Annotated in this window: 15 protein-coding genes; 6 read left to right on the plus strand and 9 right to left on the minus strand. The window is 30.4% G+C overall.

What is annotated here, in order from left to right; genetic code table 11:
• The first annotated feature begins 162 nt into the window (after nt 1-162).
• The gene (locus CD121_RS10640) at nt 163-1788 is read left to right on the plus strand and encodes a ribulokinase (protein WP_126568225.1); all 1626 of its coding nucleotides are present in this window, start codon (nt 163-165) and stop codon (nt 1786-1788) included.
• 59 nt (nt 1789-1847) lie between these two features.
• On the opposite strand, the gene CD121_RS10645 is transcribed toward CD121_RS10640, so the two are convergent.
• The 3 genes from CD121_RS10645 to CD121_RS10655 form a co-directional block, all read right to left on the minus strand.
• Nucleotides 1848-2216, minus strand: a complete 369-nt coding sequence (locus CD121_RS10645) for a hypothetical protein (RefSeq protein ID WP_017636492.1) — start codon at nt 2214-2216, stop codon at nt 1848-1850.
• A gap of 374 nt (nt 2217-2590) precedes the next feature.
• Nucleotides 2591-2791 carry a helix-turn-helix transcriptional regulator gene (locus tag CD121_RS10650; protein WP_185817764.1) on the minus strand — a complete coding sequence of 67 codons (201 nt, stop codon included), beginning with the start codon at nt 2789-2791 and terminating at the stop codon, nt 2591-2593.
• Nucleotides 2792-2934: 143 nt separating this feature from the next.
• Nucleotides 2935-3555: a DUF805 domain-containing protein gene (locus tag CD121_RS10655; RefSeq protein WP_126568231.1), complete on the minus strand. Its 621-nt coding sequence runs from the start codon at nt 3553-3555 to the stop codon at nt 2935-2937.
• 196 nt (nt 3556-3751) lie between these two features.
• On the opposite strand from CD121_RS10655, the gene CD121_RS10660 reads away from it, so the two are divergent.
• Entirely contained in the window at nt 3752-4360 is a 609-nt protein-coding gene (locus CD121_RS10660) for a DNA-3-methyladenine glycosylase (protein WP_017636495.1), read from the plus strand.
• 48 nt (nt 4361-4408) lie between these two features.
• Here CD121_RS10660 and CD121_RS10665 read toward each other — a convergent pair whose 3' ends face one another.
• The 3 genes from CD121_RS10665 to CD121_RS10675 are packed head-to-tail and all read right to left on the minus strand — an operon-like array spanning nt 4409 to nt 6067.
• Nucleotides 4409-5194 (minus strand): DUF4097 family beta strand repeat-containing protein, encoded by a 786-nt coding sequence (locus CD121_RS10665; RefSeq protein WP_126568233.1) that lies wholly within the window; start codon nt 5192-5194, stop codon nt 4409-4411.
• Complete coding sequence (locus CD121_RS10670) at nt 5191-5751, minus strand: HAAS signaling domain-containing protein (protein WP_107999865.1); 561 nt, start codon at nt 5749-5751, stop codon at nt 5191-5193. The genes CD121_RS10665 and CD121_RS10670 overlap by 4 nt, the downstream gene beginning before the upstream one ends.
• A complete protein-coding gene (locus CD121_RS10675; protein WP_070453479.1) occupies nt 5744-6067 on the minus strand; it encodes a PadR family transcriptional regulator in 324 nt (107 codons plus the stop codon). Before CD121_RS10675 ends, CD121_RS10670 begins: the two co-directional genes overlap by 8 nt.
• Before the next feature lie 329 nt (nt 6068-6396).
• On the opposite strand from CD121_RS10675, the gene gltS reads away from it, so the two are divergent.
• Entirely contained in the window at nt 6397-7605 is a 1209-nt protein-coding gene (gene gltS, locus CD121_RS10680; RefSeq protein WP_017636499.1) for a sodium/glutamate symporter, read from the plus strand.
• A 117-nt stretch (nt 7606-7722) separates the two neighbouring features.
• On the opposite strand, the gene fni is transcribed toward gltS, so the two are convergent.
• Nucleotides 7723-8772 carry a type 2 isopentenyl-diphosphate Delta-isomerase gene (gene fni, locus CD121_RS10685; RefSeq protein ID WP_117238898.1) on the minus strand — a complete coding sequence of 350 codons (1050 nt, stop codon included), beginning with the start codon at nt 8770-8772 and terminating at the stop codon, nt 7723-7725.
• 46 nt (nt 8773-8818) lie between these two features.
• Nucleotides 8819-9766 carry a magnesium/cobalt transporter CorA gene (corA, locus tag CD121_RS10690; RefSeq protein WP_126568236.1) on the minus strand — a complete coding sequence of 316 codons (948 nt, stop codon included), beginning with the start codon at nt 9764-9766 and terminating at the stop codon, nt 8819-8821.
• 117 nt (nt 9767-9883) lie between these two features.
• Here corA and CD121_RS10695 point away from each other — a divergent pair, with 117 nt between their 5' ends.
• Together CD121_RS10695 and CD121_RS10700 are read left to right on the plus strand one after the other, a co-directional pair.
• On the plus strand, nt 9884-10366 hold the full coding sequence (locus CD121_RS10695; protein ID WP_017636502.1) for a thioesterase family protein: 483 nt from the start codon (nt 9884-9886) through the stop codon (nt 10364-10366).
• Entirely contained in the window at nt 10366-10764 is a 399-nt protein-coding gene (locus CD121_RS10700) for a hypothetical protein (protein WP_126568238.1), read from the plus strand. Before CD121_RS10695 ends, CD121_RS10700 begins: the two co-directional genes overlap by 1 nt.
• Nucleotides 10765-10825: 61 nt before the next feature.
• On the opposite strand, the gene CD121_RS10705 is transcribed toward CD121_RS10700, so the two are convergent.
• Nucleotides 10826-11725 (minus strand): alpha/beta hydrolase fold domain-containing protein, encoded by a 900-nt coding sequence (locus CD121_RS10705; protein ID WP_126568241.1) that lies wholly within the window; start codon nt 11723-11725, stop codon nt 10826-10828.
• 229 nt (nt 11726-11954) lie between these two features.
• Here CD121_RS10705 and CD121_RS10710 point away from each other — a divergent pair, with 229 nt between their 5' ends.
• Nucleotides 11955-12593, plus strand: coding sequence for a hypothetical protein (locus CD121_RS10710; protein WP_126568244.1), 639 nt, complete (start codon nt 11955-11957; stop codon nt 12591-12593).
• Nucleotides 12594-12692: the final 99 nt, after the last annotated feature.

The following is a 12692-nucleotide window of genomic DNA, read 5'->3' on the forward strand; positions in this document are numbered from 1 at the left end:
CTACATAAATATAACATTAATAAACTAATTAATGAATTTAGAATTTACAATATGTCACACTTTACATTCATTTATGTAAGCACTATCATTAATCATATCGTAGAACATTATTTTATTGATAACTTCTTTAAGATAAAACATTACATAAAGGGGATAGACATAATGAGTTATAGTATTGGTATCGATTATGGCACAGCATCTGGACGTGTTATTTTAGTAGATACTTCAGATGGAAAAATTATTTCTAGTTATGAAGAAATATACCAACATGGGACAATTGCTAAAGAATTAGGTGGAGAAACTTTACCTCATAATTACTTCTTACAACATGCTGGCGATTATCACAATGTTTTAGAAAATGGTGTTAAACATGTATTAGAAGAAAGTCAAATTAATAAAGATGAAGTAATCGGAATTGGCGTCGACTTCACAAGTTGTACTATTGTCTTTTTAGATGAAAACTTCAAACCTTTACATATGAATGAAGATTTAAAAAATCACCCTCATGCTTATGTTAAATTATGGAAACATCACGGTGCCCAAGATGAAGCAACACAAATGGTCGAAGCTAATGAAAAAGCAAATCAAAATTGGTTAGACTATTATGGTCACAGTGTTAATAGTGAATGGATGATACCTAAAATTCTTGAGGTAAAACATAAAGCACCTGAATTATTAGAACGTGCTCATTATATTATGGAAGCCGGAGACTATATGACAAGCTTACTTGTTAATCAAAATATCCGATCAAATTGTGGTATAGGATTTAAAGGATTTTACGATGAAGTCAATGGATTTAATTACGATTTCTTTGAAACTGTAGATTCAGAATTACCTCAAATTGTAAAAGATAAATGTGAAGCACCGGTTATTCAAATTGGAGATAGTGCAGGTTCATTATCAGAATACTACCAAAATTTATGGGGATTATCTTCAAATGTTCAAATATCACCTTATATGATTGATGCACATTCTGGCGTATTAGGTGCAGGTGCCATTGAAAAAGGAGAATTCACTCCAGTCATTGGTACAAGTACTTGTCACTTAATGTTAGACCCTAAACAAGAACCCATTCCATCAATTACAGGTTCAGTTAAAGATGCTATTATACCTGGATTATATGCATATGAAGCTGGGCAAGCTGCTGTAGGAGACTTGTTTAGTTACTCTGAACGCATGGCTCCACATGAAATTGTTGAAGCCGCGAAGAACAAAGATATGGATGTATTACAATACTTAGAAACACTAGCAGAGCAAATCCCTGTTGAAGAACAACATGTAGTCGTGCTAGATTGGCATAATGGTAATAGAAGTATTTTAAGCGATAGCCATTTAACTGGTAGCGTCTTTGGTTTAACATTACAAACACCATTCGAAATGGTACACCGTGCTTATTTAGAATCAACTGCATTTGGAACTAAAATGATCATGAAACAATTCGAAGATAATGACATTCCAGTTCATACAGTATATGCGTCAGGTGGTATACCTAAAAAAAGTAAATTACTCGTAGATATTTATGCCAATGTATTAAATAAAAAAGTAGTTGTATTAGAGTCCTCTAATGCTACTGCTCTAGGTGCTGCTATGTTAGGAGCTAACGTCGGCGGTGCTTACGAAACATTACGAGATACTGTACAACATATGAAACAACCAGTTTATTATGAAAAACAACCAGATCCTGAAAAAGTAAAACATTACGAAAAATTATTTAATAAATACCGACAACTTCATGATTTATTAGGTAGAGAACATGCTGAACTATCTTATATTCATGAAACTGAATAAGCAACTTTAAAAACAGCTATCCTTGCCTTTGTTTATCAACATGGCAAGAATAGCTGTTTTTAATTTTTAATACTTTTATATTTAAATGTAATGACTAATGAAATAATAACAATGAACAGGATTGAAATATAACTAGATATTGGCCAATGCCCCATTATTACTTCAATAACTATATCAACAATACTGACTACCATTAAAGCAATTAATTGCCAAATTGTATTACTCGCATATGCATTAACAATTCTACGTCTCTCATATTCATCACTGAAGTTATAATTAGGCAACATATTTAAAGAACGTTCTTGTGTATTAATCTTTTCTTTTGCTGAAACTGTCGGTGTATCAGATATTTGAATACGACTGTCTTTCATCAATATCATCATTATAATTGGAATAAGCAATCCTAAACTAGACCAACTATTAACCATCCCCTCACTGCTTACCACTAAAGGGATAATTACATTATTAATGACGATTAAATAAATCATGAGCACTATAAAAAATATAATGTGTTTCTTTCTGGCTTTACGATTTAAATAGTTTTTCTCATTTTTATTATTTACGTAAATTATTGTAGTATCCGTTGTTTCTTTATTTAAAGATAGTTTACAGACTGTCACGATTAATATAAGTAAACTACCTATCAAATACGGAGACAAATATTCACGTTGAATATCAAACATTGCTTGGAAATAAAATATACAGGCAATTACAAATATAGATATCGCACTCGTTTTTGCTAAATGATTTTTGAATAAATTATTTTTGAATTCATCTTTAAATTCTAATTTATTAAAAATAACTATTCATCCTCCCAAAATAAGTCGTTTAGTGTGACTGACAATGTTTTAGCTATATTTATACATAATTTTAATGACGGATTATATTTATCATTTTCAATCATATTAATTGTTTGTCTGGAAACCCCTATTCGTCTTGCTAGTTCTAATTGCGACATCTTTTGATGTGCTCGATATTTTTTCACTCTATTCAACGCATTCATCCGCTTCTTTCGATAAGTATTATCTTAATTTTACTAAATCATTTACCCATACGTCAAATATATACGACATCTACTAGAATAAATGATGATTTCTTATATAAAAAGCTAAGGTCTCACTATGACCCTAGCTTTACATTACTATTTTAAATTTCATTATTATCATAATTATGTTTCTTATTTGCTTTATCCACTGGATTATAATTATTATCACTTATCATTTCAGACCCTTCATATTTTGGACTTGGTCCATAAATATTTGTTTCTCTCTGACTGTTTAAACAACAAATAACGATATTATAAATACCAAAAATCCAAGAGATGATTGTAATTAACCAATAGATTAGTAATAACCATCCATTTTCAGAATGTCCAGTTGCATTGACCACCCAATTAAATATATTTAAAAATACTGCAATACCAAATCCGATCATAGGTATCCACATTGTGCGTGATGTGTCATGGAATCGACGAGCTAATATAGCTAAATTCGGAATAATTGTCACTAGTGAGTAAATGGCTAAATATAAAACGGATATCACTAGACTAAAGGCACCAATACTAAGTGCAGTCGTACTTTGACCTGAAGAGATACCTATAGTCAGCCCTATTGCACCAATAATCAATAAAATAATACCAGGACACATAAATATTAAATGCCATAATTGCATAAACCAATATTCACTACGTCTTGATCTACCTTTAAAATTAAAATAATTTGACCAATATAATTTAAATGATGCTTTAAAACCAACTTTCTCTCTCATCTTAGCTGCTCCTTTCAAATCATCAATTCAATTTATTTTATTACTCATATCAATTTTGATACATTAATTAAGTAATAATATTGTTAATACGGTCATTGTATCAAATAGATAGACCTAAAAAAATATAAATCAAATATTTTTTAAGAATTTCCAAAATAAATTATAAAAACAAATATTTTTATAGAGGAGTTCCATTATGGATTTTAAAGAACGTAATACAACAGATATTGCAAAATCATTATTAGGAGTCCGTGTCATTTATCAGGATAATCATCAAACTTATAGCGGTTATATTGTCGAAACTGAGGCTTATTTAGGTTTTGAAGATCGCGCAGCTCATGGCTTTGGTGGTAAACAAACACCTAAAGTTACTTCATTATATAAGACTGGTGGAACAATTTATGCACATGTCATGCATACACATTTATTAATTAACTTTGTTACTAAAGATAGTGGTGTTCCTGAAGGTGTGCTTATTCGCGCAGTAGAACCAGAAGACGGGATTGAAGCTATGAGAATCAATAGAGGCAAAGATGGATTTGAATTGACTAATGGACCAGGAAAATGGACGAAAGCATTTAATATTCCGCGTGCCATTGATGGATCTACTATCAATCAATGTCGCCTATCAATTGACATAAAAAATCGGAAACATCCTAAATCGATAGTTGAAAGTGGTCGTATTGGTATTCCAAATAAAGGAGAATGGACAAATAAACCACTTCGCTATACAGTCAAAGGTAATCCATATGTATCTCGCATGAAAAAATCAGATTTTCAAAACCCTGATGATACATGGAAATAAAGGAGAGGATAGCACTAAAAATAGTGCCATCCTCTCTTTTAATAAATTTTATTTTACTGTAATATCACCGGAATCATTAGATAAATTGACTTTGTTGTCTCCTTTACCTATTTGATGTTGTTTTAATTCTTTATCATATATATTCGTATCTCCAGAATCGTTTAAGGCAGTAAATGATGTGTTTTTGGCTTTGTTTTTATAATTTATATGAATATCTCCACTATCATTTGATACATTTAATGGTTGATCAGGAATACTTTGTTTCATTTCTATATCTCCTGAATCATTTTTTATTTTACCTTTTGTGAAATGAATGTGTTTCATTAAAATATCACCCGAATCATTATTGACTTTCAAATCACCTAATTTACTATCTGTCAAAGTGATATCTCCAGAATCAACATTGATATACGTTTTCTTACTAACAACATTATCAACTTTGATATCCCCCGCGTCATCTTTTATTGTTAGTTCATTCATTTCTTTTGGTAAGGTAATAATAATTTTATTAGTGAACATAGTGCCTATTCTAAAATTGATATTAGATTGATTATGTTGGTCATTAATATGCCATGTTCCTTTTTCGACTTTACTATCTACTTTAGCGTCTGAACTACCAATTGATTTTATCGAAAATGTCTTACCATGCTTTATTTCAACATCACTATTCTCAACATCCAATTGAATAGATTTTATATTGTCTTTATATTCTTTATTTAATTGCGTTTCATGATGTGCTGAAGATAACTTCTTACCTTGAGAAATAAGACCTATACCAAAACCAATGCTCAATATTAAACCAATTATAAAAAGTGTGATGATTAACTTTCTCATGGATGAACACTTCCTTTCACGAATGAGACATTCCATTTAAGATACATTACTGTTAATTTTAAGAACCATTTAATGAGAAGAATAGTAATTGCTAATAACATTAAACTAACACCAAACATTAATCCCGCCATATAAACATCATATAAAATAATTGAATTTGAGCCTTCAGTTGCAAATTTGATAATTAAAAATATAGGTGCACTGAAAAGTATTAATGTAAAAACAATTAATGTGAAAAAAATCATTAAAATGAAGAATGCTGGTACTAATACAATAAAGAAATTAAAAAGTCCTAATCCCATCACTGCTAATATAGCTTTAAATATACTTTTTAAATTAGACTTCTCATCTACCTTTTCGATAGCCATAGTGGCGTTCAATTCTTTAGCAATCATTTTAGGATCTCCTAATTGTTTAGCTATATCTTCTTCAGATTTCCCTTCATTTTTACCACTTATAAAATGAGTTTCATATTCGTTATAAATATCTTGCTTGTCAGTATTATCCATATGCTTTAAATTAGCGACCAATTGCTTTAAATATCTTTCTTTATTCATTTGATTCACTCTCCTCAATAAACGTATTTACAGCATTAGAAAACAACTGCCATTCCTCTTTTAACGTCGCCAATCTTCCTTGGCCCTGTTCTGTAAGACGATAATATTTTCTCGCTGGACCTTCTGTTGATGGCTGATAATACGTAGATAGTTCACCGTTTTTAACTAATCTTCGTAATAATGGATATACAGTTCCTTCAGCAATTGTCATATAACGTGAGATATTTTGAACTAATGAATAACCATATTGATCTTCTCTTTTGATAATGAGCAAGACAATTAGTTCTAACGCACCCTTCTTAAATTGCGTATTCATAGGCATTCCTCCATATTTCATTTTAGGTACTAAACATTACACAGTAGTGATTATCTATAATATAGCACTCACTACTGTACATTGCAAGGTACTAAATAATAAATCCTCAACATAGGATATTCTTTTTTAATAATTTTAATATTATTTCTGATAATATCTATTGAAAATTAATACTTTTATGTATAAATACAAATAATATTTATTCTAAAACTAGATTTAATGGATTTATACGTGTATACTAGGTATAGTGGCTTTTTATAACGCTTACATATTTTAATTGAATAACACTTAAACATAGGTTTTGGGGTAACTTCTAAGGGGGAGTTAAAATGTTAGAATTAGATGCTATTACCACATTATGTTTAGCATGTATTTTATATCTGATTGGTCAAACAATCATAAACCATGTCTCGTTTTTAAGAAGAATTTGTATTCCAGCACCAGTGATTGGTGGCTTAATTTTTGCAATTTTAGTTGCGATTTTAGATTCCTTTAATATAGTTAAAATTAAATTAGACTCATCATTTATACAAAATTTCTTTATGTTAGCCTTTTTCACAACAATTGGATTAGGAGCATCATTGAAATTATTTAAAGTTGGTGGAAAGGTCATGTTATTATACTTTATGTTTTGTGGTATTATGGCTTTCTGTCAAAACGTCATTGGTGTTTCCTTAGCTAAAGTATTAAATATCAAACCATTATTAGGTTTAACAGCAGGGTCTATGTCAATGGAAGGTGGTCACGGTAATGCCGCTGCCTATGGTAAAACAATTCAAGATATGGGCATTGATTCCGCTGTAACTGCTGCTCTTGCTGCCGCAACATTAGGTTTAGTATTTGGCGGTTTGATTGGCGGACCTGTAGTTAAATTTTTAATCAAACGTTATAACCTCAAACCTGAACATAGTGATGATTCATTTAAAAACTATGGTGAAGTTGAATATAATCAAGCACTTCACGAAAAATATAAACCAACACAAATTTTCTTTATACAGTTTACAATTCTTGTATTCTGTATGGCACTCGGTACATACATAGGAAATACGTTTACTGATTTAACAAATGTTAATATACCAATGTATGTAGGCTCAATGTTCGTCGCTGTTTTTGTGCGTAACATTTCTGAAGCATTTGGCTTTAACATTGTTGATTTAAAAATTAACGAAGAAATCGGTGATATCTCATTAGGTATCTTCCTATCTCTCGCGTTAATGAGTATTCAATTAACTGAAATCTACTCATTAGCATTACCATTAATTATCATAGTTCTTGTGCAAGTTGTATTCATGATCTTGTTCTCTATCTTCATTTTATTCAGAGGCTTAGGCAAAGACTATGATGCTGCAGTAATGGTTGGTGGCTTTATTGGTCATGGGTTAGGTGCAACACCTAATGCAATGGCTAATTTAGATGTCATTACTAAAAAATACGGTAACTCACCAAAAGCTTATTTAGTTGTTCCTATTGTCGGTGCATTCTTAATCGACTTAATAGGCGTGATTATTGTTATGGGCTTTATACAATTTTTCCAATAATTAAAAAACAGTACACATGATGGAACTAAGACATAAAGTGTTTTTGCTTATGTCCTGACAGTTTCTCATGTGTACTGTTTTATTTTGAATTTATTTTGGCAACTATAGTTAGGCCAATTATCCTCTATGAATATCTAAACCTCTTTGGTCTATCCACGATAATAAATCTTGGCTAAATATCATATCTTTATGAGTTAATTCATCAATATTTTTAGCGTCTAACATAGTCATTATTTTCTTCATATGATCTAAAAATGACTCTACATATTCAATCGTTTGCGTAATACCTGATTGTTCAACTTGATTTAAAAATGGTCGTGACATTCCAACTGCTTTAGCACCTAATGCTAAGCATTTCACTGCGTCTAATGGTGTACGTAAACCACCACTTGCAAAGACATTAAGCTTATCTTGATAATCGGTACTTTCTAATAGAGATTCAACTGTTGATTGTCCCCAATTTGATAAATAATCCATATCTTTATTTGAACGTCTCTCATTTTCAATATCAACAAAGTTTGTACCACCACGCCCGCTTACGTCAACATAAGCTACTCCAACGTTAAGCAGTGATTTGTACGTTTCTTTACTCATACCAAATCCTACTTCTTTTACAATCACTGGAACATCAACTGCTTTAACAATAGCTTCGATATTTTCCATCCAATTGGCAAATTCACGATTACCTTCTGGCATAACTAGTTCTTGTGGTGAATTAACATGTATTTGTAATGCTTGCGCATCTAATAATTCAACGGCTTTTACGGCTTTATCTACAGGCACATCAGCACCCACATTACTGAATATAATACCATCTGGATTAGTTTCTCTTACAATAGTGAATGACTCTGCCATTTTAGGATTTCGTAAAGCAGCATGTGTTGAACCAACCGCCATTGCTAATCCTGTTTCTCTTGCAACAATCGCAAGTTTCTCATTAATTTGTTTAGTCCATTCACTACCACCCGTCATTGCATTGATATAAACGGGATATTTCAAGTCAAAATGTGATGTACGTGTAGTTAAATCAACATCATCTACATCTATATTAGGAATTGAATGATGTACAAACCTTACTTTGTCAAAATCTGACAATGCAGCATCTTGTTGTGCCATCGCGATTTCAACATGTTCATTTTTTCTCTGTTCTCTTTGAAAATCACTCATTGCTATACCGCCCTTTCCAACTCATTCTTATTTTAAAATGCACAATTTAAAACCATTTCTTTTTTTTGAAGAAAATTATTAACACAATAGTGATGATTAACATAATAATTAAGCAAACAAAATAGCTATAATGCCATTTAAGTTCAGGCATATATTCAAAGTTCATTCCGTATATACCTGCAATAAAGGTAAGTGGAGAAAATATAACTGAAACTAATGTTAAAATTTGCATAATATTATTCATTCTAAATGATGTATAAGATTCATAGTTTTCTCTAATTTCATTCGTCATTTCTTGAGAAGTCTTAATGACGTTACTTTGTTTAATTAAGTGGTCATCTATATGTTGTATATACATTGAATGCTTGTTATCTTTAATTAAATTACCTTCAGTTTTAATCGTATCAACTAACTCTTGCATTGGAAATAAAACACGTTTGATTTTAATTAAGTCAGAACGTAATTTAAATACGTTGTCCATTACATCTTTACTAAAGCGATCATCAACATGTCTATCCTCAAATGTATATACCTTATCTTCAATATCGTAAACAAAATTAAAGTATTTATCTACCATACTATCTAATATAAGAATAACAATATCTGCACAATCTAGTTCTGGATCATGGTGTTGTTCATTTACTTTAGCCACTCTTTTAAGCGATTCAAAACTTTGATGATGGTATGTGACTAATAATTTATCCCCTAAAAATACATTTAACGCTATTGCAGAATAATTGCGTACTAATATACTATGAAGAACTAAATATTGATAATCATCATACGATTTATATTTTGCTCGAGGAATACCATTAATGGCATCATCTATTTCTAAATCATTAAAGTTAAAATGATTTCTTAAAAATTCATTTTCTTGTGGTGTTGCGTCCTCAAAATCGTACCAAACAATTGTTGCTTCACTAGGAATATCTTCAATTCGACTCACCTTTTTTAAAGGTTCGGTAGATGTTTGGTATCGAACAGTCATTGTCATCTCCATTTACCCCCTGTTAAGCAGTTCTTCATTATTTTATCATGAATTGAATTACGTGTATGTCTTAATTTAATTTAGTAAAATAATTAGCAAGCACACAAAAAAGGAGTAGTTGTCATGTCTCAAACTTTTAAGGTAAGTAAAACGGTGACTGAAGATTTTATCGATCATAATAATCATATGCATGATGCATATTATAATATCATTTTTAGTGATGTGATTGATGATTTTAATTATAGTCATGGTTTATCATTAGAAGAACGTGAACAATATAAATACACTACATTTACAATTGAAGAACACACTACATTTTTATCTGAATTAACATTAAATGAGCATTATGATGTTGAGTTATATATTTATGATTATGATTACAAACGTGTTCACTTTTTCTTAAGAATGGTCCGTAATGATGGTAATGTTGCAGCTACAAATGAAGTAATGATGATGGGCATTGATCAAAAACAACGACGCTCAGCTGCCTTTCCAGAAGACTATTACAAACAAATGCAACACTATGCTGACCAACAACAGCAAACTATTGAATGGCCAGACCAATTAGGCCATCGAATTGGTATCCCTCACAAGGAGGATAAATAATGAACGATTCTATTCGCTATACAGTACAAAGTGAATTATTAGATTTATTCGATGATGTTAAATATGCGCTTAGTGACTTAAACGAACAAAAAGCTTTAACGATAAATGGTCCAGCTTCAAAATTATTTATACGTGCAACACGAATGAGTTACACTCAAGGTCAAAAACAAGCTATTGATGAAATAAATCAACTTCTTGAAAAATATGATGATGACAATCAATTTCTCGAACACTATAATCAACTTGCGAATCGTGTACGAAATGATAATATTGAAAAAGTCTTTTCATTTAGTAATTTAACCGACATACCAAGTCATTTTGAGGACACAATTGCTGACTTATATTTTTCAAAAGGACAAAACTTTATTATTAAACATATTAATTCTATTATGGAATAATATAAAAAGGACGTTTAGCTAAATATCAACTGCTAAACGCCCTTTTCTTTATTTATACATGCTATTTATTTAAAGCTTTGGTAATTTGTTTAACAACTTTATGTGATTCACGAATCGGATAAAGTGGAAAATCATGAACCATTCTTGGATATTCATAAAATTCAATATCTTGTCCAACTGATTCCAATGTATCCTTAAATAAATGCATATCTGGATTAATAATTTCTCTACCTCCACCAAACATAAACACTGGTGGTAAACCTTCAATCTTGCCATATATCGGTGATACACGTGAATTGGTAAGTGGCAATTCATCTGCCCAACGTTTCATAATTTCATTCACACCAAATCTGCTCACTAATATATCTTTGTCTAATAGGTCATCAGTTATATCTTTGTTTGATAATGTCGCATCTAATAATGGTGAAATTAAATATAATTGACGTGGTACTTGTTCATTTTGTTCGATCAAGCTTTGCACTAAGTTTAATGCTAATCCACCACCAGAGCCATCTCCCATGACAATAATATGTTCTGAACCCACTTCAGATACTAATTGATCATAAACATCTTTAACAGCTTTTTGTGTATCATTGATATGATAATCAGGTGCTTTAGGATAAATAGGAAATACAACTTCATGTAACGTTGATAATGTCAATTTATCTAAGAATCTCCAATGAAATGGTGATGGTTGTAATGTATTATATCCACCATGAAGATACAAAATTTTTCTTTTGGATTCATGTCTAAAATTAAATCTAAAAACTTGCATATCTCCTAGCATAAGTTTATCTAAATTGGCTTTCACATTCAGTGTAGATGGTTGCTTATGTTTTTTCTCATTTTCAATTTGTCTTTTTTCGAAAAATTTATCCACTGCTTCATCATTATCGAAAAATATTGAACGATTGTGTAGAATATATTTGTTTACCACTCTGTTCATTAAACGATTCTTCATAAATAACTAAACCTACCTCTTATCAATTTTTAAAATTAAAAAACAATTTGATTAAAAACCTACATTCGCAACATAAAAAGGGATATAATTTAAAGTATATTTTAATTTAGTCATGAATTTCATTTTATAAATTGTCTAATTTTTTACTGTCTTTGAATAATCATTATTATAACAAAATCAGACTAGAAATGATAAAGAAAGATATGACTATTTCAAGGGAGGTACCTGCATGTCTAATCAACAAAGAAGATTGGAAAACTTTGACGATGCATTTCAAACGCAAGGTTTGCATCGAGGTAAACAATATGGCAAGAAAAAGCGTTCATGGGTAAGCATGATTATTCAATTAATTGTGCTTGTGTTGACTGCAATTACAGGTTATAGCATGTATAAACAACCCATATTCAATATTGTATTTGCCAAACAAACTATTGATTTTCATCAACTTAAAAATTTCCAAGATAATGTTACACAAATTGGAAATATTAATATCAATTTAGGTAATATTGATCAATTACAACAATCAATTGACCGATTATTGATTGTCTTTTACGCCTTTTTCGCATTATGTATTCTTAGTTTAATTTTATCGATTTTAACAATTATTTTTAATCGTAGTGCTTTAAAGGTTGTAAATATGTTGTTTCTTGCCATTATGCTAGTGATAACAATGTACTTTAGCTATATTATTCATACATTAGCTGAGAAAATTTCTGATTCACTTAAACAATATTACTTAACTGTCTCACCAGATCAGGTAGTGGTAGAAGCCGATGCTATTCACAACGCGCTTATTTTATTAGCTTGTAGCATTGGATTACTAATTATTAGTCTATTCTTTAGAAACAGAAAAATCCGTATTAAATAATATATCTTTTAATAATTAAAAGCGTGTCGAAAGATGATCTTGATAAAGATGTCTTTCAACACGCTTTTTGTGTTTTATTTATTCTTTAGTGGCTCTAAC

Origin of the sequence: Staphylococcus pasteuri (assembly GCF_003970495.1) — a bacterium.
Lineage (GTDB): Bacteria > Bacillota > Bacilli > Staphylococcales > Staphylococcaceae > Staphylococcus > Staphylococcus pasteuri.

Bases quoted from the DNA above. Each gene is read 5' to 3' on its own strand.
- CD121_RS10640 (WP_126568225.1), top strand. From the start codon at position 163: ATGAGTTATAGTATTGGTATCGATTATGGCACAGCATCTGGACGTGTT.
- CD121_RS10645 (WP_017636492.1), bottom strand. From the start codon at position 2,216: ATGGTTAATAGTTGGTCTAGTTTAGGATTGCTTATTCCAATTATAATG.
- CD121_RS10650 (WP_185817764.1), bottom strand. From the start codon at position 2,791: ATGAATGCGTTGAATAGAGTGAAAAAATATCGAGCACATCAAAAGATG.
- CD121_RS10655 (WP_126568231.1), bottom strand. From the start codon at position 3,555: ATGAGAGAGAAAGTTGGTTTTAAAGCATCATTTAAATTATATTGGTCA.
- CD121_RS10660 (WP_017636495.1), top strand. From the start codon at position 3,752: ATGGATTTTAAAGAACGTAATACAACAGATATTGCAAAATCATTATTA.
- CD121_RS10665 (WP_126568233.1), bottom strand. From the start codon at position 5,194: ATGAGAAAGTTAATCATCACACTTTTTATAATTGGTTTAATATTGAGC.
- CD121_RS10670 (WP_107999865.1), bottom strand. From the start codon at position 5,751: ATGAATAAAGAAAGATATTTAAAGCAATTGGTCGCTAATTTAAAGCAT.
- CD121_RS10675 (WP_070453479.1), bottom strand. From the start codon at position 6,067: ATGAATACGCAATTTAAGAAGGGTGCGTTAGAACTAATTGTCTTGCTC.
- gltS (WP_017636499.1), top strand. From the start codon at position 6,397: ATGTTAGAATTAGATGCTATTACCACATTATGTTTAGCATGTATTTTA.
- fni (WP_117238898.1), bottom strand. From the start codon at position 8,772: ATGAGTGATTTTCAAAGAGAACAGAGAAAAAATGAACATGTTGAAATC.
- corA (WP_126568236.1), bottom strand. From the start codon at position 9,766: ATGACAATGACTGTTCGATACCAAACATCTACCGAACCTTTAAAAAAG.
- CD121_RS10695 (WP_017636502.1), top strand. From the start codon at position 9,884: ATGTCTCAAACTTTTAAGGTAAGTAAAACGGTGACTGAAGATTTTATC.
- CD121_RS10700 (WP_126568238.1), top strand. From the start codon at position 10,366: ATGAACGATTCTATTCGCTATACAGTACAAAGTGAATTATTAGATTTA.
- CD121_RS10705 (WP_126568241.1), bottom strand. From the start codon at position 11,725: ATGAAGAATCGTTTAATGAACAGAGTGGTAAACAAATATATTCTACAC.
- CD121_RS10710 (WP_126568244.1), top strand. From the start codon at position 11,955: ATGTCTAATCAACAAAGAAGATTGGAAAACTTTGACGATGCATTTCAA.